This is a genomic window from Paracoccus sp. JM45 (genome assembly GCF_003590715.1).
In the GTDB taxonomy this organism is placed as follows: domain Bacteria; phylum Pseudomonadota; class Alphaproteobacteria; order Rhodobacterales; family Rhodobacteraceae; genus Paracoccus.
Genome location: NZ_QQVY01000003.1, coordinates 48098 through 72448, shown reverse-complemented (window position 1 = coordinate 72448; position 24351 = coordinate 48098). Strand labels below are relative to the sequence as shown.

The window sequence follows — 24351 nt, the reverse complement described above, 5'->3', positions numbered from 1 at the left end:
GGCCGCGACACCCGCAGGCTCAACCAAAACCCCGCGTCACACATGCAGACCCTTCGACTGATCCCCGATACAGACGGCCTGACCCGCGCCAGCGACCTGCTGTCTGACGGCCAGACCGTCGCCATCCCGACCGAGACTGTCTATGGCCTTGCCGCCGATGCCCGCAACGGGGAAGCGGTCGCCCGCATCTATCAGGCGAAAGGCCGGCCCAGCTTTAATCCGCTGATCGTCCATTTGCCCGACGCTGCTGCCGTGGCGGCCATTGCGACAGTGACGCCGCAGGCACAGGCGCTGGCCGATGCTTTCTGGCCGGGGGCGCTGACGCTGGTGCTGCCGCTGCGCGATGATGCGGGGATTGCGGGGTTGGTGACGGCGGGGCTGGACACGATCGGACTGCGCGTTCCGGCGCATCCGGTGGCGCGGGCCTTGCTGCGCGCCTTTGGCGGGCCGCTGGCCGCGCCTTCGGCAAATGCATCTGGCCGGATCAGCCCGACCAGCGCCGATCATGTCTTGTCTAAGGATGGTGGATTGAACGGACGCATCGCCGCCGTGCTGGATGCAGGCCCCTGCGATGTCGGTGTGGAATCAACGATTATCGGCTGGGTAGATGGTCAGGCAACCCTGCTGCGCCCCGGTGGCATCCCCGCCGAGGCGATCGCACAGGTTCTGGGACACCCGCTGGCGCGCCACGACGGCGATCCGGTCGCGCCAAGCGCCCCCGGCCAGCTGTCCAGCCATTATGCCCCGAATGCCGCGCTGCGCCTGAACGCCACACCGGTGGCCGGTGAAACACATCTGGCCTTTGGCAGCGATGGTCCCTTTACCCTGTCGGCGAATGGCGATCTGACCCAGGCCGCCGCCCGCCTGTTCGATATGCTGCGTCAGGCTGATGCCTTGGGGCGACCGATATCAGTCGCCCCGATTCCCGATCACGGGCTGGGCGCTGCGATCAATGACCGCCTGAAACGCGCCGCAGCACCGCGGGACTGATCGTTACAGCCCAAGCGAGTTATAGACGTTCGAAATCCGGCGGATCGACACGACATAGGCCGCCGTCCGCATGTCATCGACACGGGCGTTGTTCATCCAGACCTCTTTCATCTTCATGAAGGATTCGCGCATCGTGTCGTCCAGACCCGAACGCACCAGTTCCAATTCGTCAGCGCCGGTCAGGAAGCCTTCCTTGAAGCCTTTGGACAGGGTCCAGTTCAGGCCGGTATCTGCGGACAGACGTTCCAGTTCCTCGACCAGCATGCGGGCGCGGGCCTCTTCGTGGCGGCGTTCCAGTCGGCCAAGGCTGATCTGCGACAGGTTTTTGACCCATTCGAAATAAGAGACCGTCACACCACCGGCGTTGGCATACATATCGGGAATGATTACGATGCCCTTGCTGCGCAGGATCGCATCGGCATCAGCAGTTACGGGGCCGTTCGCGGCCTCGATGATCAGTTTGGTTTTGATACGGTCGGCGTTGTCGGAATTGATGACGCTTTCGACGGCGGCGGGGATCAGGATGTCGCATTCCTGTTCCAGCATCGCCAGACCGTTTTCATGATAGTCACCACCGGCAAAACCCTTCACGCCACCCGTTGCACGGATATGGCCACGCAGTGCGTCGATATTGATGCCTTGCGGGTTCAGGATCGCGCCGTCGCGTTCGATGACGCAGGTCACAAGGCATTTGTCTTCAGCCGACAGGAATTGCGCGGCGTGATAACCCACGTTGCCCAGACCCTGAACGATGACGCGCTTGCCTGACAGCGTGCCTTCAAGGTTCGCCCGTTTCATGACGTCGTCATGGCGGAAAAATTCGCGCAGGGCGTATTGGACGCCGCGGCCTGTCGCCTCGACCCGGCCATCGATGCCGCCTGCGGTCTTGGGCTTGCCGGTAACGCAGGCCTTGGCGTTGATGTCATCGGGGTGCAGGCGCTTATAGGCATCAGCCATCCATGCCATTTCACGTTCACCCGTCCCCATGTCGGGCGCAGGCACGTTCTGGCTGGGCGAGATCAGGTTGCGGCGTGACAGTTCATAGGTGAAGCGGCGGGTGATGCGTTCCAGCTCGTCCTCGTTCCACGCGCGGGGGTCGATACACAGACCGCCCTTGGAGCCACCGAACGGAACCTCGACCAGCGCGCATTTATAGGTCATCAGCGCGGCCAGCGCCTCGACTTCGTCCTGATTGACGTCCAGTGAATAGCGGATGCCGCCTTTTACAGGTTCCATATGTTCGGAATGCACCGACCGGTAACCGGTAAAGGTATGGATCTGGCCGCGCAGACGCACCCCGAAGCGCACGGTATAGGTCGAGTTGCAGACCCGGATCTTTTCCTCCAGCCCCGGTGACAGATCCATCAGACCTGCGGCGTGGTTGAACATTTTCTCGACTGATTCGCGGAACGAGGTTCTGTGGGCCATGTCTGCATTCCTCCTGAGAACGGCGCAATGATTTGCCCCCCGACGCTAGGACAATCATCCCGTATCCGCCACAGCCGATCCCTTTGCTGAAGCGTCTGTGATATTCTTGCGCTGATCGAAACGTGATGAAACTGGCGGGTTCTCAAGTACTGTTGCGCGTCCTATGGTCGCCTGAAAACAAGGGCCCGTTCAGGGCTGGCAGGGATAACAGAATATGATCCGTCTTTCGTGGATTTCGCAGGCCACCGCTTTGGCCCTGACCGCAACTGTCGTCGCAGGATGCAACTATAACCGCATGCCGCCGATGGCCGACAGCTATGGCACAGGGGCGACGGGATATGCCGCGCCAACCTATGACGCCAATACGGCAACGACGCCCTATGTCACCCCCGCACCCCAAGGGGTCACGCCGGAGGTTGTGACACCGGCAGTCGTCACACCCGCAGCACCGACGCCTGCATCCGGCATCAGCGGGCTGGAAGAACGCAAACCCGACCTTTGCGGCGCGGCCAAGATCAGTGATGCGATTGGCAAACCGTCCAGCGTTATCCCGTCGTTGGGGCTGACGCGCGATTATCGCATCGTCGAATACCGCGGGATCGAGGCGCAGGTCTATGTTCCCAACCGTGTCGTGTTCCGTCTGGACGAAGCAGGCACCATCACAAGTATCGATTGCGGGTGATATCCATGAAGCAAACCGTCCTTATCCTTGCCGCCCTGCCGTTACTGGCCGCCTGTGACCCCGCGGCAAAGCCTGATGCTGCGGAAGACCAATGTGGCGCATCAGGTTTTCAGGGTCTGATGGGTCAACCGCGTACGGCGCTGGATCAACTGGTCCTGCCCGATGGCACGCGGGTCGTCGGACCCGATGATATGGTGACGGCCGATTACCGGACCGACCGCTTGAACATCGAATATGATCGCAAGGGTGTGATCCATAAGATCGGCTGCTACTAATCGTTGATCTGACCGCGCAGGCTGTGCCACCATCATCCGATGAACGCACAGCCGCCGATCCAGCCGATCCCTGAACAGGTCGTTTTCGACCGCAAGGAATTGAACCTGATCCTGTCCACCTATGGCCGTTTTGTCGCGGCGGGCGAATGGCGCGATTACGGCATGTCCTTCCTGCGCGAGGTTGCGGTTTTCAGCGTCTTTCGCCGCGCCGCCGAACATCCGCTTTACCGCATCGAGAAACGCCCGCGGCTTCGCAATGCCCAAGGACTGTATGCTGTAATCGCCATGGATGGGCGCATCCTGAAGCGCGGGCATGATCTGGCGACCGTCTTGCGGGTGCTGGATCAAAAGCTGATCCGCCCGATCGACTAATCCCTATGTTCCGCGCGGCTTGGCCCGCATGGTGGGGTCGGCCTGTGTCGGATCCTCGGGCCACGGATGGCGGGGGTATCGCCCGCGCATGTCCTTGCGCACGTCCTGATACGAATTGCCCCAGAAGCCCGGCAAATCCATTGTCACCTGCACCGGTTTGCCGCCCGGCGACAGCAACGCCATCCGTAAGGGTCGCCCGCCGACGACAGGGTGGGTGGTGACGCCAAAGACCTCTTGTAGGCGCAGTTGCACCTCGGGGTGGTCGCCGTCGTAATCGATGGGCACCTTGCGTCCCAAGGGCGTCACGAAATGCGCGGGCGTGGCTTGGTCCAGACGCCGCTGGCCGTCCCAGCCGATGCGGGCCTTCAGCGGTTCGACCAGATCAAGGCCGCGCAGGTCCGACAGGCTGCGCACGCGGCCCAGCCACGGCAGCAACCAGTCGCCATCGTCCAGCAGACTGCCATCATCGACATCACCCAAGCCGCCGACTAATTCGATCCGCGCGCGGTAACGGGCGGCGGCGGGCGACCATGTCAGGCCGTTCAGGCGCAAACCTTCCAGCGCGGCGCGGGCGATGGCGTCTGCGGGGGCGTCCCGCCAGATGCGATCGGACAGCACCAGCGCGCCAAGGCGGTCCTGTTCGCGGGCGATGACGCGGCCTTCGCGGCGCGACCATTCGCAGATCTGCACCTGTTCGATGCGGTCGCCATGCAGGGCGCGCAGGTCGGATTCGTCCAGCGTGGCGGCCATGCGGATGCGCGCCTCGCGCTGGTCCCCATCCAGATCGACGGCAACGATCAGACGCTGACCGGCCAGAATATCGGCATTATCGATCACCGCCCCCTTGCCGCCCGACAGCACGAAGCGCGCGTCATCGCCCTTGCGGCGCAACCCGATGCGGTCGGGATAGGCCAGCGACGCCATGCCCCCCGCCGACAGCGCGGGCTGGTCCGCCACCATGCGGCGCAGGCGGGTGGATTCGTCACGGATGCGCTGGACGGCCTGACGGTTCACCTGATCGGGGAACCGCTTGGGATCGCGGATGGCGGTCAGGCGCAGGGACAGATCGACCCCCACCCCGCGCAAGGGATCACGGTCCGACAGCAGGGCCGCCAGATCGGCCGCCCCGCGCCCCGCAAGGATCAGCATATGCGCCAGACGCGGGTGCAGCGGCAGTCGCGCCAAGGCCCGCCCGTGATCGGTGATGCGCCCATCACGGCCCAGCGCCTGCAGGGCGGTCAGCAGGGACCGCGCCTCGGCCAGCGCGCCTTCGGGGGGCGGGGTCAGGAAGGCCAGATCGGAGGCATCTGCCCCCCAGCTGGCCAATTCCAGCGCCAGCCCCGACAGGTCGGCGACGGTGATTTCAGGCGGAGCATAGGCAGGCAGCGCGCCTTCCTCGACCCGTGCCCAGAGGCGATAACAGATGCCCGGCGCGACGCGGCCCGCGCGGCCACGGCGCTGGTCGGCCTCGGCCCGGCTGACGCGTTCGGTGACCAGCCGCGACATGCCGCTGCCTGCATCGAATCTTGCCCGTCGCGCACGCCCTGCATCGACCACCACCCGCACCTGCGGGATCGTCAGCGAGGTTTCTGCAATGGCCGTGGCCAGCACGATCCGCCGCCTTGCGCCCGGTTCCGACAGCGCCGCACGCTGGGCCTTGGCATCCAGCGCGCCGTAAAGCGGCAGAATGTCGTGACCCATGCCGGAAAGCTGTGCCATGACGCGCCTGATTTCCCCTTCTCCCGGCAGGAAGGCAAGGATCGAGCCGCCGGTTTCGACGGTCTCGGCGGCGGCAATGCGGATCAGGCGTGCAGCCTCGTCCACCAACCGGACGCCCTGCGGCAAGGGCCGGTCCAACCAACGGGTTTCCACCGGATACGCCCGCCCGTCCGAGGTGACGACCGGTGCGTCATCCAACAGCGCCGCCACCGGTCCGGCATCCAGCGTGGCCGACATGACCAGCACGGACAGATCGTCCCGCAGCGCACCGCGCGCCTCCCAGACAAGGGCCAGTCCCAGATCGGCATTCAGGCTGCGTTCGTGGAATTCATCAAAGATCACGCAGCCGATGCCATCCAGCGAAGGATCGGATTGGATCATGCGGGTCAGGATGCCCTCGGTCACCACCTCGATCCGGCTGCCCGCGACAGATTCGCCGCGAATGCGGTAGCCGACGCGGTTGCCCACCGCCTCGCCCAGACTGTCGGCCATGCGCTCGGCAGCGGCACGGGCGGCCAGGCGACGCGGTTCAAGCATCAGGATGCGGCCCGCGATCTGGTCCATCAACGCCAGCGGCACGCGCGTCGTCTTGCCTGCACCGGGGGGCGCAACCAGCACGGCGCGTCCGTCACGGGCCAGTGTCGCGCAAAGTTCGGGCAGGATTTCGTCGATGGGCAGGGTCTGTGACATGGCTGCGGTGATACCGCCCTGCGGCATGCAGGTGCAATCACCATGTCGGGTGGTGACTTTCCCCACCCCGCGGACCTATCCTGCGGCCAAAGGCGTTAAGCCGCAGTGATAAGACCGGAGGGGCAGCATGGGCATCGGCAGCGACATGATCGAAGGGCTGGGCCTTGGCGATCCGGTCATCAGGGTCGGGGTGACGGGCCTGTCCCGTGCGGGCAAGACGGTCTTTATCACCTCGCTTGTGGCCAATTTACTGGAACGGGGGCGGATGCAGGCGCTGCGTGCAGCCTCGGACGGGCGTATCAAGGCGGCTTGGCTGCAACCCCAGCCCGATGACACCATCCCGCGTTTTGACTTCGAACGCCATCTGGCCGCATTGACCGGCCCCGAACCGCATTGGCCCGATGGCACCCGTCATGTCAGCCAGCTGCGCCTGTCATTGCGGATGGAATCGGGCGGGCTGTTCGGCAGCCTGCGTGGCCCGCGTGTCATCCATCTGGATATTGTCGATTATCCGGGCGAATGGCTGCTGGACCTGCGCCTGATGGACCGCGATTTCGCCACTTGGTCGGCCGAGGTCTTTGACCGCATCGACGGACGTCCCGGTGCCGACCAATTCCGTACTGCCCTGTCACAGGTCCAAGCCGCCGATCATTTTGCCGAACCGCAGGCGCAACAACTGGCCGACATCTATACCGCCCATCTGAATGCCGCGCGTGACGCAGGCTGGTCCGATTGCACACCGGGTCGCTTCCTGATCCCCGGTGAAATGGCGGGATCGCCCGCCCTGACCTTTGCACCCCTGCCACCCGAATTGCAGGGCGGCAAACTGGGCCGCGAATTCCGCCGCCGCTTCGACGCCTATAAATCGCGCGTGGTGAAACCGTTCTTCCGCGACCATTTCGCCCGTATCGACCGGCAGGTGGTGCTGGTCGATGTGCTGGGCGCAATCCACCAAGGCCCCCGCGCGGTCGAGGACATGCGCCGCGCCATGGCCGACATCCTGAGCGCCTTCCGCCCCGGACGCGCGGGCTGGCTGGCGCAGCTGCTGGGGACACGGCGGGTGGAACGTATCCTGTTCGCCGCGACCAAGGCCGACCACTTGCATCACATCCAGCACAACCGGCTGACAGCGGTGCTGTCATCCATGCTGCGCGACGCCCGCGACCGCGCCGATTTCCAAGGTGCCCGGACCGAGGCGATGGCGATTGCCGCCCTGCGTGCCACGACCGAAGACATGATCCGCCAGGGCGACGACGAACTGCCCGTCGTGCGCGGCCGCTTGCTGGACGGGCGGCAGGCGGCGTTTTATCCCGGCGAACTGCCGACCGATCCCTCGATGCTGCTGCATCCGGCGCGGGCAGAGGCGGATGCCTGGCTGGACGCAGATTACGCCATCATGAATTTCGCCCCCGCCCCCCTGACCACGCGCCCCGGTGACGGACCGCCCCATATCCGCTTGGACCGCGCCGCCGAATTCCTGATCGGAGACCGCCTGTGAGCAACCAGCCCAAACGCCCCCGCGGCCCCGTCCTGATCGAACTTGACGAACCCGTGCGCGACGCTGCCCGTGCGCCGCATGTCGAACACAGCGCGGATGACGCCCCCAACCCCGCCGATGCCCCCGCCATCGACGAACCGACAGCGCCCCTGCCCCGCCCCCGCACAATGGAGATGGTGACCCGCCTTGTCGGTCGCCCGCCATCGCGCATGACGCGGTTCTTCATCAACACCGGCGTGGCACTGTTCACCTTCCTGCTGGGGGTTGCTGCGCTGGATTTCATCAACGGGCTGATGGTCAGCTATCCCTTGCTTGGGTGGATCGCGATCACGCTGTTCGGGTTGTTCACGTTGGCCTGTCTGGGGATGGCATTTCGGGAATGGCGGGCGTGGCGGCGCTTTGCCAAGATCGACATGCTGCAACGCCGTGCGGGAACGGCGCTGGCCGATGACAGCTTCGATCAGGCCAAGCTGGTCACCGATCAACTGGTCACCATTTATGCCAAGCGTCCCGAAATGGAATGGCAGCGCCAGCGTCTGGCCGAACGCCGGTCCGAAACCTTTGACGCCGCAGCCCTGCTGACTCTGGCCGAGGCTGAACTGCTGGCCCCCCTGGACCAACTGGCGCGGCGCGAGATCGAGGCCGCCGCCCGCACCGTGGCCGCCACCACCGCACTGGTTCCATTGGCCTTTGCCGATGTCGCTGCCGCCCTTGCCGCGAACCTGCGCATGATCCGCCGCATGGCCGAGATTTACGGCGGCCGCGCCGGTGCTGTCGGCGGCTGGCGTCTGGCGCGCACGGTGATGACGCATCTGATCGCCACGGGTGCCGTCGCGGCGGGTGATGATCTGATCCATACCGTCGCAGGCGGCGGTATCCTTGCCAAGCTGTCGCGCCGTTTTGGTGAAGGTCTGGTCAATGGCGCCCTGACCGCCCGCGTCGGCATCGCCGCGATGGAGGTTTGCCGCCCCCTGCCCTTCATCGCCCAGCCCCGCCCCAAAGTGGGCAATCTGGTCAGCCGTGGCCTGCGCGGTTTGTTCGGAAATGATGATCAGGACCGATGAGGCCGCGTGACCCGATGTGACCATCAGGATGTTCAAAGCCCCGCCCCTGATCCGACGGGGCTTTGAAATTTTTACGGCTGGCTGGTGCTTTCGGAAGGTAATTGGGGCGTTGCGGCACCGTCGGCGGGCACGTCACCTTCGGATTTTTCATCCGCTTTGATCAGGCGGTTATCCTGCCATTCGCCCGATGCGACCTGACCGGTGGCATAGCGCATGACACCTTCACCCTGACGCTTTCCAGCGGCGAAATTACCTTCGTATTTGTCGCCATTGGCATAGGTGGCAATGCCCGCGCCGTCAATTTCGCCACCCTTCCAGCCGCCGTCATAGATAAAGCCGTCGGGGGTTGTCAGACGGCCCTGACCTTCGCGGACGCCATTGACGAAGCTGCCGGTATAGACCGTGCCGTCGGGATAGGTCGCCTGACCTTCGCCGTGGCGCTGCCCGTCTTTCCAAGCACCGGAATAGACGTAACCGTCGGGATAGGACATGCGCCCCTGCCCGTCATTGCGGGCATTGCGGAAGCTGCCTTCATAGACCATTCCATTGGCATAGCTGGCCTTGCCGTCGCCTTCGATCACACCTTCGGACCACTGGCCCTCATAGGTCGAGCCATCGGCATAGGTGATCTTGCCGCTGCCATTGGGCCGGTCGGCGCGCATCTGACCAAGATAGATGGACCCGTCGGGATAGGTGATCTGGCCCCGTCCCTCCATCCGGCCCTGCGACCATTCCCCGACATAGACATAGCCATCGGCACCCGTGAAGGTCCCCTGCCCGTCGCGACGGTCTTGCGCGAATTCGCCGTCATAGACGTCGCCATTGGCATAGGTGGCGACGCCTTTGCCCTGACGCCGCCCGCCTTCCAGCGCGCCTTCGTATTTGTCGCCCGTGGATTGGATCAACACGCCATTGCCCGACATCTGCCCCGCAGCCCAGACACCGTCATAGGTCAGACCGTCGGCCATGGTCAGCTTGCCTTTACCCGCGCGTTGTCCGGCCAGCATGCCGCCCTGATAGGTCGCCCCATCGGGATAGGTGATCTGGCCCTGCCCTTCCTTCACGCCCGACACCCAGTCCCCGTCATAGCGATAGCCGTTCGACTGGTTCAGCACGCCCTTGCCGTGATGCAGGCCCTTTTCGAACTGTCCTGTATAAACGGAACCATTGGCATAGGTGGCCGTGCCCTCGCCGGTAATTTCACCCGCGACCCAAGCGCCTTCATATGTGCCACCATCGGCATAGGTGATCTTGCCCTGACCATCGGGCTTGCCGCGTGCGAACTGGCCTTCATAGACCGACCCGTTAGGAAATTCGGCGCGGCCCTGCCCCATGATCTGGCCCTCGACCCAGTCACCTTCGTAACTGTAGCCGTTCGGCAGGACATAGCTGCCGCGGCCATGCTGCAACCCGTTGCGGAAGGTGCCCTCATAGACACCGCCATCGTCATATTGCTTGGTGATGACCTGGGCACCCACTTGCGCCGTCATGCCCATCAGTGCCAACGCCACTGCGCCCACTGTCGTCGCCGCCCGAGTTGCCGCTTTCATCGCCTGTGCCCTCATGGTGTTTTGACCGAAGGTTTACCCCAGCAAGGCCCCGCGCGCAAAGGGCGACTTTTCCTTCGCGCCATGATCCTTTATTCCCGACCCCAAGCCACAGGGGATCAGACCATGACCGAACGCTTCCGCCTGACCATCGGCCAGTTGAACGCCACCGTGGGCGATCTGTCCGGCAATGCTGCAAAAGCCCGCGATGCATGGGAACAGGCCCGCGACGCCGGTGCCGATATGCTGGCCCTGCCCGAAATGTTCATCACCGGTTACCAGACACAGGATCTGGTGCTGAAACTTGCCTTCACACAGCAGGCCATTGATGCCGCGATGGAATTGGGAACCTCATTGACCGGCGGTCCGGCCATCGGCATCGGTGCGCCCTGGATGGAAAACGGTGCGCTTTACAACGCCTATTTCGTGTTCCGCGACGGGGCGTTGGTGGCGCGGGTGCTAAAACATCACCTGCCGCATAAGCAATTGTTCGACGAATTGCGCCTGTTTGACAGCGGCCCGATCAGCGGCCCCTATCCGGTCGGCCCCGCGCGGATCGGATCGCCGATCTGCGAAGACAGCTGGTATCCCGACGTTGCCGAAACGCTGGAAGAAACGGGGGCCGAGATTCTGGTCGTCCCGAACGGCAGCCCCTATCACCGCGAAAAGCTGGACCTGCGGATGGGCCATATGGTGGGCCGTGTGGTCGAAACCGGCCTGCCGCTGGTCTATGTGAATATGGTCGGCGGTCAGGATGACCAGCTGTATGACGGGGCCAGCTTTGTGCTGAACCCCGGCGGCAAGAAGGTCGTCCAACTTCCGGCGTTCGAAGAGGCCATCGCCCATGTCGATTTCATCCGTGGCGATGATGGCTGGGTCGCGCAGGCTGGCGATATGGCCATCCAGCCTGATGCATGGGAACAGGATTACTTTGCCATGACGCTCGGCCTGCGCGATTACTTGCGTAAGTCGGGCTTCAAGAAAGTGCTGCTGGGCATGTCCGGCGGTATTGATTCCGCATTGGTCGCCACCATCGCCGCCGATGCCATCGGCCCGGAAAACGTCCGCTGCGTGATGCTGCCTTCAGAATATACCTCGCAGACCAGTCTGGATGATGCCGCCGATTGCGCCACGCGCATCGGGGCACGGCTGGATACCGTCCACATCGAAGGCGCACGCGATGCGGTCGGCGACGCGCTGGCCCATCTGATGGAGGGCACGCAACCCGACACGACCGAGGAAAACATCCAGTCCCGCCTGCGCGGCGTCATGCTGATGGCGATTTCCAACAAGTTCGGGGAAATGTTGCTGACCACTGGCAATAAATCCGAGGTCGCGGTCGGTTACGCCACCATCTATGGCGATATGGCGGGCGGCTATAACCCGATCAAGGATCTGTACAAGACCCGCGTCTTTGAAACCTGCCGCTGGCGGAACCGGAACCACCGCGACTGGATGCTGGGGAACGCGGGTGAGGTGATCCCGCCCCGCATCATCAGCAAGCCCCCTTCAGCCGAACTGCGCCCCGACCAGAAGGACGAGGATTCGCTGCCCCCCTATGAAATCCTTGATGCCATTCTGGAAGGGCTGGTCGAAAAGGATCTGGCACTGGCCGATCTGGTGGCACAGGGCTTTGACGCCGACACCGTGCGCCATATCGAAAAGCTGCTCTATATCAGCGAATGGAAGCGGTATCAGGCGGCCCCCGGCCCGCGGATTTCGACCCGTGCCTTCTGGCTGGACCGCCGCTATCCGCTGGTCAACCGCTGGCGCGACAAGCTGTAAATAAGGCTTCCGGACCCTTCGGTTGCAGGGTCCGGAAGATACTTACGGAATCTCCATCTTGCCGACCAAGGGCACATCGTCGCGCGGCCCGACGCTGTGGCGTTCGATCATGCGGTGGACGGCGGGATCACCTTCGCCCTGATGCAGGGCACGCAGCAGGGTCGTCACCTCGGCGTCGGTTTTGGTGCGGCGCAGGTTGTGGCGGACATATTCGTCCCATGTCGCGATATGATAGCTTTCGCTCCAGTAATCGGGGCGTTCCAGATCGCGCAGCAACGCCCAGCCGCGGGCCCCGTCACGACGACGGATTGCGCGACGCTGCTGCATCAGGCGCAGGAATTCGGGGACATCGTCGTGGTTGATGCGGTAATCGACCATCACCATGATCGGACCGGACCTGCCCCGCAGATCCAGACGCAGCGCGGGTTCCTGAAAGCGGTTGGCAGGGTCCAGATCGACCGCGCCAAATTCGGGTGCACGCAACCAGATGCCCAATGCCGCGCCGCACAACAACAGCAGACCCGCCATCGTCAGCGCAATATGCAGTCCATGCGCGCCAGCAATGCCGCCCCAGACCCATGACCCCGCAGCCATGCCGCCAAAAGTTGCGGTCTGGTACAGCGCCAAGGCCCGCGCCACGACCCAACGCGGGGTCGACAGCTGAACCGTCACATTGAACAGCGACAATGCCAGCACCCATGACGCCCCCGCAGGCAACATGGCCAAGGCATGCAGCCAGACCGAATCTGTCTGTCCCAGCACCAGCGCCGCGATGGCAAAGCCTGCGAAGGCCATGCGGACGATATGTTCGTTATTCATTCGCGCACGGATACGCGGGTTCAACAACGCTCCGCCGATTGCGCCGACGCCGTAACAACCCAGCAGACCGCCAAACAACAGCGACCCGCCCTCGGGGTGGCTTTTGGCCACCAAGGGCAGCAGGGCCAGAACGGCAATGGCGGAAAACCCGAACAGGGCCCCACGCATCATGACGCGCATCAGGTTCGGTGACAGCGCGACATAGCGCAGGCCAGCCCCCATGGCGGCCATAAACGGTTCGGGCGTGGTAACTCGGGGGGCCAGCTGCGGCTTCCACCGCGCCATCGCCCCCAGAAGCGGCAGATAGCTGAGCGCATTGACCGAAAATGCCGCTGCCGCCCCGAAGGCCGCGACGATAAAGCCGCCCGCCGCAGGACCCACGCTGCGCATCAGGTTGAAGCCGACCGAGTTCAGGCTGACCGCCGCAGGCAGATCCTTGCGGGCCACCAGATCACCGACACTGGCCTGCCACGGCGGGTTATAAAGCGCCTGCCCCGCGCCCAGAAGAAACGTGAACCCCAACAGCACCCAAGGGGTCAGTCCGCCCATATAGGCCACTGCCGCCAAGGCAAGCGATACAAGTGTCATGAAACACAAGGCCGCCATCAACAGCGTCTTGCGGTCGAAAATATCTGCCAAGGCGCCCGATGCGATGGCCAGCAACATGATCGGCAGGGTGTTCGACGCCTGCACCAGCGCGATCAGTGTCGCACTGTCGGTCAGCTGGGTCATCAGCCAGGCTGCCCCCACCGCCTGAACCAGACCGCCGAAATTCGACACCAGAGTGGCGCTCCATAGCAGGCGGAAATCGGGATAGGACAGCGGTGCAAGTGCCTTGCCGGATTTTGCGGGTTCAGAGGTCTTTACAGGCATATCATCTTTCTGGTCAGGCAATCAGGCATGCTTGGACGCCATCACGTGCAACAGGAAAGCCGCAACCGCCATTCAAGCCCCGTGTCGAATGCCGCCGACAGCTGCGCATATACACGGCAAACCCGTCAATCTGCGATTCCCTTGGCCCATCCTATGCAGTTTGACGCACTGGCGATGAAACCTTTCTACACGTGATGTTGTTCCCGTTGGAGATAAAGTTGATCAAGCTGAGACCAAGGCGCAACAGAGCCACTGGCGTATTGTCGCGACGATTGGACGAACCACGCAGAAGGCTTGACGTATGACGGGCCCTGTGCCCATGGAACAATGGATGAATCACGGGACGTGACTGCATGTCCGCGTGATGGAAATATTTTCGCTGCTTCGGGACGACTCTGCCGTCGGCTCCGACGATGAACAAGGATTAAGCAACGATGCGCCTCGCCCCTCTCTTTACTGCGGCAGCCCTTGGTTTGGCTGCTTGTACCCCTGCAAAGGAAACGGCTGCACCGGTAACGCAGCAATCCGCAACGGTGCCCGACATCTATAAGGCCCGCGTCGATCAGGGTCCGGACGGCAACCCGATCAACATCGCCGCAGTTCGCGCAGCCTATCTGACCGATCGCAACCAGCGCCAGCTGGTCGCCTATAACGGCACCGAAGAACCCGGCACGATTGTCGTCGACCCCTATGCACGCGTTCTGTATCACGTCCAGCCCGGCGGGCAGGCAATGCGCTATGGCGTGGCCGTCGGTCGCGCAGGCAAAGGCTTTGAAGGCAGCGCGACGATCGCACGCAAGGCGGCCTGGCCCAGCTGGCGCCCGACCGACAACATGCTGCGGACCGAGCCGGAGCTTTATTCCCAGTTCGCCAACGGCTTGCCCGGTGGTATGCAGAACCCGTTGGGATCGCGCGCGCTCTATCTGTATCAGGGCAGCGTCGACACTTATTACCGTATCCACGGCACGCTTGACCCCTCGTCGATTGGTAAAGCCACCTCGGCCGGTTGCATCCGCATGTTCAACCAGGACGTGATCGACCTGTTCGCGGAAATTCCGACCGGCACCAAAGTTATCGTGCGTTCGGAAGCCGACAGCCTGCGTATGGAAGGCCCCATGGCCGAAACGCCCGAAGGCTATGTAGAACCAGCCGCCCCAAGCCAGGTCGCTGCGATTGCTACGCCCGACACGGCGTCCTTCACCAGCAGCCAGCCTGCGTCGGACCCCTATGCGTCGATGCCGATGACCTCAGTCGATACATCGCTGGTGACCGACCCCTATGCGACGACCGACACGGCCTTCGTGTCCCCCGTCGAAAGTGCCGTGCCCGGCCAGTAAGACCCTCCGCCACTGCTTTCGGCAGTTTGGCAACTATCAGGGACCCCGGTGCAAACCGGGGTCTTTCCAATTGCAAAAAAGCCAATCTATGGGCAATGTTGACCGGTACCATGGACCGGTTCGCATCAAGAGTTTTGCAATGCCCAATTACGCCCAGCGTGAACAGGATATTCTGACCACGGATCAATTGTCCCTGACTGTCAGCAGTCGCCAGCCTGCCCTAGCGCGGCTTGACGATGATGCGGTGCTGGACTTGCTGGACAATTTGCGCGCGGCAAAAAAAGCAGCACTGGCTGCCGCACCCTCGAATGATACCGCCACAGTTACTCTGCTTCATGCTGCCATCCGGCGGGTCGATGTGGAACGACGCAAGCGCAAGCTTACCGCAACGACCACCACGACGGTCAAGGTCATGCCGGCAACGCCCCCCAAACTTCCCGCTGCGACACCGGCGCGGCGCAAAGCGGCAGGCAGCACCCGCAGTTCAGGCGGACGAAAATCAACCGATGCGCGAAAGACCGACCTGCGCACTGAACCGCATCGCGTGGTCAGCCGCGCAGCAAAAGTATCCGCCCCTGCCATCCCAGCCCCTTCGGATGCAGAAAACGACACAGTAACGAGGAAACGTATCATGCCATTGACCGAAGCCGAAAAAGCCATCAAGCAAGCCGCCCGCAAAGCCGAAAAAGAGGCGGCACGCGAAGCGCGTCGGGCCGAACGCAAGGCCCTGAAGGACGCTGAAAAAGAACAGGCACGACTGGAACGTCGCGCTGCGCGCAAAGCGGAAAAAGATGAGGAACGCCAGGCCGAAAAGCAGGCCGAACGCGCTGAACGCAAAACAGCCCGTCTGGCCGCAGAGGAACCGGCCGCCCCCGCCAAGGAACCTAAGGCCGCCAAAACGAAGGCCTCCAAACCCGGCAAAGGCAAGGGGACTGGCGCCGAAGCGAAAAAAAGCCAATAATCCGCCGGAATAAGGCGCATTGCGTCGCGGACGAGAGTACACGACCATGCGCCGATTTCTGAAAGCCCTTCTTGGTATCACCCTGACCTGCGGGGTGACATTGGGATCGGCGTCGGGACTTTGGGCGCGGGCGGCTGTTGATGCCTATCAAGGGCTGCCCCCCCGCAAAATCTCCGAAGACAGGCGCTGCACCGATGATGGTCGCGATTGCATCCGCAAGGATTTTTACGCCGCTGACGTTTGTAAGCTGATCGAACGCAATGCTTCGGAACAAGGGTTGGACCCGGCGTTTCTGGCCCGCCTTCTGTGGAAGGAAAGCCGGTTCGAACCATCCGCTGTCAGCCCCGCGGGTGCCCTTGGAATTGCACAATTCATGCCCGGCACCGCCGATCTTTACTGGCTGGACGACCCCTTCAATCCCGCACAGGCGATCCATAAGGCGGCGTGGTATCTGGGCAATCTGGCGGACCGCTTTGGCAATATCGGGTTGGCTGCCGTTGCCTATAACGGCGGGGAAAACCGCGCGGCGCGATTTGTTCAACAGCAAACTACCCTGCCCTATGAAACCATCGATTATGTTGAATCCATCACCGGCTTCGGCGCCCATCGCTGGCGTGACAATCCCCCTGCTGAAAACGAACTGAAGCTGGCGCTGGCTGATGACATGGCGTTCCGCCCCGCCTGCGAAAAGATGGCAGGTGATCGCAGCCTGCGTGAATTCAACACCCAGCCGCGTGTTTTTCCGTGGGGTGTGATCGTGGCCAGCCACCCCAGCAGGTCGGGTGCGGCACAACAGGTCGCCCGCCTGAACCGCACGCTGCGTCCGATTCTGGATGAAGGGGCAAGCGTCGGCTATGTCCGCAAGCGGATGAACGGCATGCCAAAGGCGGTCTATACGGCGCAGATCGGCTATGATTCCAAAACCGCTGCTGCCTCTTTCTGCAACCGGTTCAAGCGGGTTGGCGGGCGCTGTATCGTTCTGAAGAACTGACCGTTACAGAAAACTTTGCGGGTCGACATCCACCGACAGCCGCAGGTTGGTCGGCGGCTTCGCCAACGCCAGCCAATCGGCGATCGCGCTTTGCAACGGGGCCTGTCGCGGCGCGCGGATCAGCATTCGCATGCGGTGACGCCCCCGCACCCGCGCGATGGGCGCAGGCGCAGGTCCCCACAGCTCGGCCCCCGCCTGCACTAAAGGTTCTGCCAGCGTTGCCAGATGGCGGGCGAAATCGCTGACGACGCCAAGGTCGGGATGCGACAGGATCACCCCCGCCAGACGGCCAAAGGGGGGCATACCCACGGTTTGGCGGCCCGCCGCCTCGGCGTCCCAGAACTGTTCATCCTGTCCCGACAGAATGGCGCGGATCACCGCGTGGTCGGGCTGGTGGGTTTGCAGCATCGCCACCCCCGGCGCAGCCCCCGATTGACGGCCCGCACGGCCCGCCACCTGCCGCATCAGCTGGAAACTGCGTTCGGCCGCGCGCAGGTCCGCACCTTGCAGGCCCAAATCCGCGTCGATCACGCCGACCAGCGTCAGACGGCTGAAGTTGTGACCCTTGGCGACGATCTGGGTGCCGATGATGATGTCGGTATCGCCATCTGCGATCTGGGCAATCGCCTCTTTCAACGCGCGCGACGACTGGAACAGGTCCGATGACAGCACCGTCGCCTTGGCATCGGGGAAACGGGCGGCGACCTCCTCGGCGATGCGTTCGACACCGGGGCCGATGGGGGCCAGCTTGCCCTCGACCCCGCAGGACGGGCAGGCTACTGGAATAGGGCGGGTTTCACCGCATTGGTGACAGACAAGGCGGTTCTGGAAGCGGTGTTCCACCATCCGCGCATCGCATTGGTGACAGCCGATCTGTTCGCCGCAGGCGCGGCAGACCGTTACCGGCGCAAAGCCGCGACGGTTCAGGAACATCAGCGATTGTTCGCCTTTGGCCAGACGCGCCTCGACCTCTCGCGCCAAGGTGGGGGAAATCCAGCGGCCAGCCTCCATCGCCTCGGACCGCAGATCGATGGCGGACATTTGCGGCAGCTCGGCCTCGCCATAGCGCGATCGCAGGTCCAGACGGGTGTATTTGCCGCTGGCCGCATTCACCCAGCTTTCAAGGCTGGGCGTCGCGGAGGCCAGCACCACCTGCGACTTGTTGATGGATGCCCGCAGCACTGCCATATCGCGGGCGCTATAGAAGACCACGTCTTCCTGTTTATAGCTGCTGTCATGTTCCTCATCGACGACGATCAGGCCCAGATCGGCAAAGGGCAGGAACAGCGCCGAACGGGCACCGACGACCAGCCCAACCTGATTCTTTCCAGCCATATGCCACAAGCGGCGGCGTTCGCCGCGGGTGATGCCGCTGTGCCATTCGCCGGGACGGGCACCGAAACGTGCCTCGACCCGGTCCAGAAATTCCGACGACAGCGCGATTTCGGGCAACAGGACCAGCGCCTGACGACCTTGGGCCAGACATTCGGCGACGGCCTCCAGATAGACTTCGGTCTTGCCCGACCCCGTGACGCCGCGCAGCAGAGTGGTGCCATAGCTGCGGGCGCGGATCTTATCGCGCATCGCATCGGCGGCATCCTGTTGGTCGGGGGCCAGTGGTTTGCCCGACATCATCGGATCCAGCCGCGGATAGCGCAGATCGCGCGGCGCCTCGACTTCGGCCAAAGCACCTTGGGCAACCAGACCTTTGACGACCGATGTGCCGACGCCCGCCAGTTGTGCCAGTTCCGATGCTGCGAAACTGGCACCGCCATGGTCATCGACCACTTGCAGGACACGGGCGCGGGCCTCGGTCACGCGGGTGGGCTGCGCTGTTCCCGGCACGATCGCACGACGGGCAGCGGGCGGCTGGTCCAGATCGGGGGCGCGGGTCGCCATACGCAACATCAGCGGCAATGGCGTCAGGGTATAATCGGCGGCGCGGGTCAGGAAATCGAGGAAACCCGCCGAAAAGGGTTCAGCGTCCAGCACGCGGGCGACGGGGCGCAGCTTGGCCAGATCGAAATCGCCCATCCCTTCGCCCCAAACCAGCCCCAGCACGCGGCGCGGGCCCAGTGGCACCAGCACCAGCTGGCCTTGGCGCACGCCGTTTTCGGGCGACAGATAGTCCAACACCCCCACCGGTTCACAGGTCAGGACCGCAATGCGGGCGCGAGGGGCAAAAAAGGCGGGCATGTCATTCATCACTCGCGATAAGTACGCCCGACGCGCGCAGTTGCAAGCCCCGCGGCAGGGGTTGTTTCCCTTTCCGCAACGCGCCACATATCGTATGACCCTGCTGAACCGTGTAAGAGGAGCCGGCCATGAAATTCTTCGTAGATACCGCCGATGTTGCTGCCATCAAGGAACTGAACGATCTGGGAATGGTGGACGGTGTCACAACCAACCCCTCGATCATTCTGAAATCGGGCCGTGACATCACAGAAGTCACCAAAGAGATCTGTGATCTGGTTGACGGCCCCGTCAGCGCCGAAGTGGTTGCTGAAAAGGCCGACGACATGATCCGCGAAGGCAAGCATCTTGCCAAGATCGCCGAAAACATCACCGTCAAGGTTCCGTTGACCTGGGACGGTCTGAAGGCCTGCCGCGCGCTGACCGACGAAGGCTATATGGTCAATGTAACGCTGTGCTTCAGCGCGGCGCAGGCCCTGCTGGCTGCCAAAGCCGGTGCGACCTTCATCAGCCCCTTCATCGGCCGTCTGGACGATATCAATCTGGACGGGATGGAGCTGATTGCAGATATCCGCGACATCTATGACAACTATGGCTATGAAACCGAAATTCTGGCCGCCTCGATCCGCAACGTGAACCACATCGTCGATGCTGCCAAAGTCGGCGCTGATGTGATCACCGCGCCGCCGTCGGTCATTAAGGCAATGGCGAACCATGTCTTGACCGATAAGGGTCTGGCACAGTTCACTGCGGATTGGGCACAGACCGGTCAGAAGATCGGCTGAAACTAAAAACGGCGACAAGGGGTTAACGGCATGAGCGATGGTCTGGAACAGGATATCCGCGACAGGCTGCTGGCCAGTCCGAAAGACCTGCTGGCAGACCGCGATGTCATGCGCGCCCTTGTCGCCACCCACGAAGCGGAAACCGGGGCCAATGTCATCGATATACGTGGCCGCGCCATGCAGGCGCTGGAATCCCGCCTGAACCGGCTGGAGGCGACGCATGAAAGCGTCATTGCCGCCGCCTATGACAACCAGTCCGGCATGGCGGTTCTGCACCGTGCCGTGATTGGCCTGCTGGAAACGGCTGATCTGGCCGATTTCGTCAACGGGCTGCAATCGGATATTGCCCCCCTGCTGCGCGTGGAAACCCTGCGGCTGGTGGTCGAGGGGACGCATGATCTGGCCCTGCCCGAAGACGTATTGGTCATTCCCGAAGGCGCGATGGACAGCATCCTGCATGCCGGCCGTCGCACGCCGCGTGGTGACGATATCGTGCTGCGCGCGGCTTTGGTGCTGACCCGCCCCCTCCATTCGCGCACCGTCGGGTCCGAGGCGCTGCTGCCCTTGGATCTGGGCACGTGCATGCCGCGGGCCATGCTGTTGATGGGCAGCGCCGATGCCACGCGCTTTATGCCCGCCCATGGGACCGACCTGCTGCGCTTTTTCGCGCAGGTGTTCCGGCTGGTCCTTCTGGACCGCCTGAAAAGATGAGCAATCCTGACCTGCTGGCACTGGCCCCTGCCACCAGCCACGCCTTGGCGCGATGGCTGGAAACCGAAGCCGCAACCCGTGACCGTTCCAACCATACGATCACCGCCTATCAGGCCGATCTGATCGCTTTCCTGCGGTTCATCGGTAACCATCATGGCGAACCCGCCACCCCCAATTCGCTGGGAATGCTGCGCCAGACCGATATGAGGGCCTTTTCGGCATCCGAACGCGGGCGCGGCCTTGGTCCTCGATCCTTGGCAAGACGACAATCGGCGGTGCGCAGCTTCCTGCGCTGGCTGTCGGACCGCGAGGGATACGACTTGTCCGCCGCACTATCGGCCCGCAGCCCGAAATACGCGCGGTCCCTGCCCCGTCCGCTGACCCCCGATCAGGCGCAAGACACGCTGGATCAGGTCGCCACCCATGACACGCCATGGATCGCCGCCCGTGACGCCGCCGTTCTGACCCTGTTATGGGGCAGCGGTTTGCGGATCTCCGAAGCAATGGCGCTGGAGGGCAGCGACTGGCCTTTTCCGTCGGCCCTGACGATCCGTGGCAAGGGCGGGCGTGAACGTCAGGTGCCGGTCCTGCCGGTCGCGCGTGATGCGATTGCCGACTATCTGGCTCAAAGCCCTTGGGGGCTGGTTGCCGATCAGCCCCTGTTCCGCGGGGTGCGTGGCAAGCGCCTTAGCGGCGGGGCGATTGCGGGAACCATGCGCAAGGCGCGCGCCTCATTGGGGTTGCCGGCATCGGCCACACCCCATGCGCTGCGCCACAGTTTTGCCACGCATCTGCTGTCCGCAGGGGGGGATTTGCGGACAATTCAGGAATTGCTGGGCCACGCCAGCCTGTCCACCACGCAGGTCTATACCGGTATTGACGACGCGCAGTTGATGGCTGTTTATCGATCGGCCCATCCACGCGGGTGAACCCGCAGGACGCCGCAAGCGTTCCTTGGACAACATATTGAAAAGAAGGCTTTCGAAATGACCAACCACGCGATTTTTGACCGCCCCCTTGGGGTCAACGCCCCCGCCGGATATGATCAGGCCATCTTCGGGATGGGCTGCTATTGGGGTGCCGAACGGCTGTTCTGGAAACAGACCGGCGTCTGGCTGACCGAGGTGGGCTTTGCCGGTGGCGATGTCCAGAACCCGACCTATGAACAGGTCAAGCGCGGCGACACCGGCCATGCCGAGGTTGTGCGGATTATCTATGACAGCTCGCTTGTCAGCTATGACCATCTGCTGCAGCTGTTCTGGGAAAACCACGACCCCACGCAGGGCGACCGTCAGGGCAATGATATCGGGAACCAGTATCGCAGCCTGATCATGACTTTTTCCGAAACGCAGGAAAGTGCCGTCGAAGCATCGAAAGCTGATTTCAACAACCGGCTGGCCGTTCAGGGCTTTCCCGAAATCACCACCCGCATCATCCCCGCCGGACCCTTCTGGCCCGCCCATGAGGCGCATCAGCAATACCTGGAAAAGAACCCCGACGGTTATTGCGGCCTGAAAGGGACCGGAGTAGAGGCGTCCATGCCCAACCCGGATACGATTTAATGCCAACATACACTGCGCTGACCCACCTGCCCGGCCGCGAAGCCGCCGAAGCCCTTGCCGAAGCCTGCGAGGAACTGACCCCGGAACCCGTCGGAACCGGCATCTTCGAAATCGAGGATGGATCGGAACGGTGGGAAGTCGGTGCCTATTTCACCGAAAGCCCCGACGAGATTTCACTGGCGATTCTGGCCGCAGCCCATGGCGCGGAACCTTTTGCCATTTCCGAACTGCCCGAAGTGGATTGGGTCGCCCACGTCCGCCGCGAACTTACGCCGGTCGTTGCCGGACGTTTCTATGTTCACGGCAGCCATAATGCTGACGAAATCCCCGAAGGGGTCGAACCCTTGTGGATCGAGGCGGCGATGGCTTTCGGCACTGGCCATCACAATACGACCAAGGGCTGTCTTGAGGCTGTCGACCGCTTGGCCACCGAAGGCTTTGTTCCCACCCGCGTGGCCGATATCGGCTGCGGTACGGCGGTTCTGGCCATGGGGGCCGCACGTTTGTGGCATGTGACCGTGCTGGCCAGCGACATCGACCCCGTTGCCGTTGATACGGCTGCCGCCAACGTCATTGCCAACGGACTGGACGGTCGCGTTGTCTGTATGGAGGCGGCAGGTTTTGACCATCCGACCCTGCATCAGGCAGCCCCCTATGATCTGGTTCTGGCCAATATCCTGAAACAACCCTTGATCGATCTGTCCGGTGATATGGGCAAATATGTCAGCCAGAACGGTAAGATCGTTCTGTCGGGCATTCTGACGACACAGGCAGACGAGGTTGTCGCAGCCTATGGCACGACCGGATTTACGCTGGACCGCCGTGACGATCAGGGTGATTGGACCACGCTGGTCATGACCCGCGCCTGATCCCGGCCAACATTAAGACATGAAAAAACCCCCGCGAGCGTCAGCTTCCGGGGGTTCGTTCGTCTTGGGATTTGCAAATGGCCTATCAGCCGCGCGCAATCCGCTCGATGTCGCCACGGCACAGACCGATATCGTCCAACTCGCGGTCGGACAGACGGCCCAGCTCGCGGCGCGTAACGCGGGTATCGTTCCACGTTGCGAACAACGAGATGAATTGCGCGACGATGTTGCCAATGCCACCAACAGCTGCGCTGCGGTTCGTTTCGATCGTCGTCATCTTATCACCTGTTTTCAGATTGCCCTATCGTCGGGCAGTTTTCGGATAAGCAGTAGATAATTTACGCAACGTGCAAAGAGTAGGCCTCAAAGGGACATTGCCGCTATGCGGTATGTGCAACAGCTAACGGGCGATTTACGCCATAAATGTCGCAATCGCGTCACGAATCGTCGATTGTCGTCGCTTAATCCTGCCGCCAGTCCCCCAAGGCCGCCTGCCACAGCGCCAAAGCCGCAACCGCTGCCGTATCGGCACGCAGGATTCGCGGTCCAAGGCTGACAGGGGTCACAAAGGGCAATTGCCGCAACTGGCTGCGTTCCGTGTCCGAGAATCCCCCCTCGGGGCCGATCAGGATGGCCCATGGGCCTGTTGCCAGTCCCGCCAGCGTCTGGGCCGGTCCTGCCAAAGCCTCATCCGCCCAAAGGATCCGCCGTTCGGGGTCCCAGCCTTGCAACAGGCGCGACAGCGGCGTCAGGTCATCAACCGTTGGCACAAAGGTGCCGCCGCATTGTTCGGCAGCCTCGATGGCATGGGCCTGCAGGCGGTCCTGACGGATGCGGTCGGCGTTTGTATGCCCCGTTTGCACCGGCTTAATGCGGGCCGCCCCCATTTCGGCGGCCTTTTCGACGATGAAATCGGTGCGGGCCTTCTTGATCGGCGCAAAGACCAGCCAAAGGTCGGGCGGGCTGACCTGCGGGCCGGATTGTTCCACCGGCAGCACACTGCCGCCGCGTTTGGACACCTGTTCCAGATCGGCCAGCCATTCGCCGTCTTGCCCGTTAAAGACGCGGATACGGTCGCCAACGCGCAAACGCATGACACTTGACAGATAATGTGCCTGACCGGGGTCCAGCGGGACGGGTTGTCCAGCGACCAGAGGGTGATCTATGTAAAGTCTGATTTTTGCCATGATAGGTGCGACG

22 protein-coding genes are annotated in these 24351 nt (G+C 62.9%); 15 read left to right on the top strand and 7 right to left on the bottom strand.

The genetic code is table 11. From position 1 onward, the window contains the following. Nucleotides 1-42 precede the first annotated feature (42 nt). Complete coding sequence (locus tag DWB67_RS05950; protein ID WP_119806620.1) at nt 43-990, top strand: L-threonylcarbamoyladenylate synthase; 948 nt, start codon at nt 43-45, stop codon at nt 988-990. Between the two features lie 3 nt (nt 991-993). Here DWB67_RS05950 and DWB67_RS05945 read toward each other — a convergent pair whose 3' ends face one another. Then, nucleotides 994-2418, bottom strand: a complete 1425-nt coding sequence (locus DWB67_RS05945) for a Glu/Leu/Phe/Val dehydrogenase (RefSeq protein WP_119806619.1) — start codon at nt 2416-2418, stop codon at nt 994-996. Between the two features lie 214 nt (nt 2419-2632). Here DWB67_RS05945 and DWB67_RS05940 point away from each other — a divergent pair, with 214 nt between their 5' ends. From DWB67_RS05940 to DWB67_RS05930, 3 genes are read left to right on the top strand one after another with little or no spacing between them, the layout of a single operon-like run. Next, nucleotides 2633-3100 carry a hypothetical protein gene (locus tag DWB67_RS05940; RefSeq protein WP_119806618.1) on the top strand — a complete coding sequence of 156 codons (468 nt, stop codon included), beginning with the start codon at nt 2633-2635 and terminating at the stop codon, nt 3098-3100. 5 nt (nt 3101-3105) lie between these two features. After that, nucleotides 3106-3375: an I78 family peptidase inhibitor gene (locus tag DWB67_RS05935; protein WP_119806617.1), complete on the top strand. Its 270-nt coding sequence runs from the start codon at nt 3106-3108 to the stop codon at nt 3373-3375. A gap of 39 nt (nt 3376-3414) precedes the next feature. Continuing rightward, nucleotides 3415-3747, top strand: coding sequence for a DUF2794 domain-containing protein (locus tag DWB67_RS05930; protein ID WP_119806616.1), 333 nt, complete (start codon nt 3415-3417; stop codon nt 3745-3747). Between the two features lie 3 nt (nt 3748-3750). On the opposite strand, the gene hrpB is transcribed toward DWB67_RS05930, so the two are convergent. Then, nucleotides 3751-6156: an ATP-dependent helicase HrpB gene (hrpB, locus tag DWB67_RS05925; RefSeq protein WP_119806898.1), complete on the bottom strand. Its 2406-nt coding sequence runs from the start codon at nt 6154-6156 to the stop codon at nt 3751-3753. 127 nt (nt 6157-6283) lie between these two features. Here hrpB and DWB67_RS05920 point away from each other — a divergent pair, with 127 nt between their 5' ends. Together DWB67_RS05920 and DWB67_RS05915 are read left to right on the top strand one after the other, a co-directional pair. After that, nucleotides 6284-7654 (top strand): YcjX family protein, encoded by a 1371-nt coding sequence (locus tag DWB67_RS05920; protein ID WP_119806615.1) that lies wholly within the window; start codon nt 6284-6286, stop codon nt 7652-7654. Beyond that, a complete protein-coding gene (locus DWB67_RS05915) occupies nt 7651-8718 on the top strand; it encodes a YcjF family protein (RefSeq protein ID WP_119806614.1) in 1068 nt (355 codons plus the stop codon). Before DWB67_RS05920 ends, DWB67_RS05915 begins: the two co-directional genes overlap by 4 nt. 71 nt (nt 8719-8789) lie before the next feature. Here the strand turns inward: DWB67_RS05915 and DWB67_RS05910 are convergent, their stop codons facing one another. Beyond that, entirely contained in the window at nt 8790-10268 is a 1479-nt protein-coding gene (locus DWB67_RS05910) for a 2-isopropylmalate synthase (protein WP_119806613.1), read from the bottom strand. A gap of 123 nt (nt 10269-10391) precedes the next feature. On the opposite strand from DWB67_RS05910, the gene DWB67_RS05905 reads away from it, so the two are divergent. Then, nucleotides 10392-12050, top strand: a complete 1659-nt coding sequence (locus DWB67_RS05905; protein ID WP_119806897.1) for an NAD+ synthase — start codon at nt 10392-10394, stop codon at nt 12048-12050. A gap of 42 nt (nt 12051-12092) precedes the next feature. On the opposite strand, the gene DWB67_RS05900 is transcribed toward DWB67_RS05905, so the two are convergent. Beyond that, nucleotides 12093-13742: an MFS transporter gene (locus tag DWB67_RS05900; protein ID WP_119806612.1), complete on the bottom strand. Its 1650-nt coding sequence runs from the start codon at nt 13740-13742 to the stop codon at nt 12093-12095. 434 nt (nt 13743-14176) lie between these two features. Between DWB67_RS05900 and DWB67_RS05895 the strand changes: the two genes are divergently transcribed. The 3 genes from DWB67_RS05895 (at nt 14177) to DWB67_RS05885 (ending at nt 17031) form a co-directional block, all read left to right on the top strand. Then, the gene (locus tag DWB67_RS05895) at nt 14177-15079 is read left to right on the top strand and encodes a L,D-transpeptidase (RefSeq protein WP_119806611.1); all 903 of its coding nucleotides are present in this window, start codon (nt 14177-14179) and stop codon (nt 15077-15079) included. 139 nt (nt 15080-15218) lie between these two features. Next, a complete protein-coding gene (locus DWB67_RS05890; protein ID WP_119806610.1) occupies nt 15219-16040 on the top strand; it encodes a hypothetical protein in 822 nt (273 codons plus the stop codon). 46 nt (nt 16041-16086) lie between these two features. Beyond that, nucleotides 16087-17031 carry a lytic transglycosylase domain-containing protein gene (locus DWB67_RS05885; RefSeq protein ID WP_119806609.1) on the top strand — a complete coding sequence of 315 codons (945 nt, stop codon included), beginning with the start codon at nt 16087-16089 and terminating at the stop codon, nt 17029-17031. A gap of 3 nt (nt 17032-17034) precedes the next feature. Here the strand turns inward: DWB67_RS05885 and DWB67_RS05880 are convergent, their stop codons facing one another. After that, nucleotides 17035-19227, bottom strand: a complete 2193-nt coding sequence (locus tag DWB67_RS05880; RefSeq protein ID WP_119806608.1) for a primosomal protein N' — start codon at nt 19225-19227, stop codon at nt 17035-17037. 128 nt (nt 19228-19355) lie between these two features. On the opposite strand from DWB67_RS05880, the gene fsa reads away from it, so the two are divergent. The 5 genes from fsa to DWB67_RS05855 are packed head-to-tail and all read left to right on the top strand — an operon-like array spanning nt 19356 to nt 23151. Continuing rightward, nucleotides 19356-20009, top strand: a complete 654-nt coding sequence (fsa, locus tag DWB67_RS05875; RefSeq protein ID WP_119806607.1) for a fructose-6-phosphate aldolase — start codon at nt 19356-19358, stop codon at nt 20007-20009. A gap of 30 nt (nt 20010-20039) precedes the next feature. Further along, nucleotides 20040-20720, top strand: a complete 681-nt coding sequence (locus tag DWB67_RS05870; RefSeq protein ID WP_119806606.1) for a DUF484 family protein — start codon at nt 20040-20042, stop codon at nt 20718-20720. Beyond that, a complete protein-coding gene (locus tag DWB67_RS05865; protein ID WP_119806605.1) occupies nt 20717-21649 on the top strand; it encodes a tyrosine recombinase XerC in 933 nt (310 codons plus the stop codon). The genes DWB67_RS05870 and DWB67_RS05865 overlap by 4 nt, the downstream gene beginning before the upstream one ends. Before the next feature lie 57 nt (nt 21650-21706). Then, the gene (gene msrA, locus DWB67_RS05860) at nt 21707-22282 is read left to right on the top strand and encodes a peptide-methionine (S)-S-oxide reductase MsrA (RefSeq protein ID WP_119806604.1); all 576 of its coding nucleotides are present in this window, start codon (nt 21707-21709) and stop codon (nt 22280-22282) included. Beyond that, nucleotides 22282-23151 (top strand): 50S ribosomal protein L11 methyltransferase, encoded by an 870-nt coding sequence (locus DWB67_RS05855; protein ID WP_119806603.1) that lies wholly within the window; start codon nt 22282-22284, stop codon nt 23149-23151. The genes msrA and DWB67_RS05855 overlap by 1 nt, the downstream gene beginning before the upstream one ends. An 85-nt stretch (nt 23152-23236) precedes the next feature. Here the strand turns inward: DWB67_RS05855 and DWB67_RS05850 are convergent, their stop codons facing one another. After that, nucleotides 23237-23428, bottom strand: coding sequence for a DUF1127 domain-containing protein (locus DWB67_RS05850; RefSeq protein ID WP_119806602.1), 192 nt, complete (start codon nt 23426-23428; stop codon nt 23237-23239). Nucleotides 23429-23612: 184 nt separating this feature from the next. Beyond that, a complete protein-coding gene (locus tag DWB67_RS05845) occupies nt 23613-24338 on the bottom strand; it encodes a 16S rRNA (uracil(1498)-N(3))-methyltransferase (protein ID WP_119806896.1) in 726 nt (241 codons plus the stop codon). Nucleotides 24339-24351: the final 13 nt, after the last annotated feature.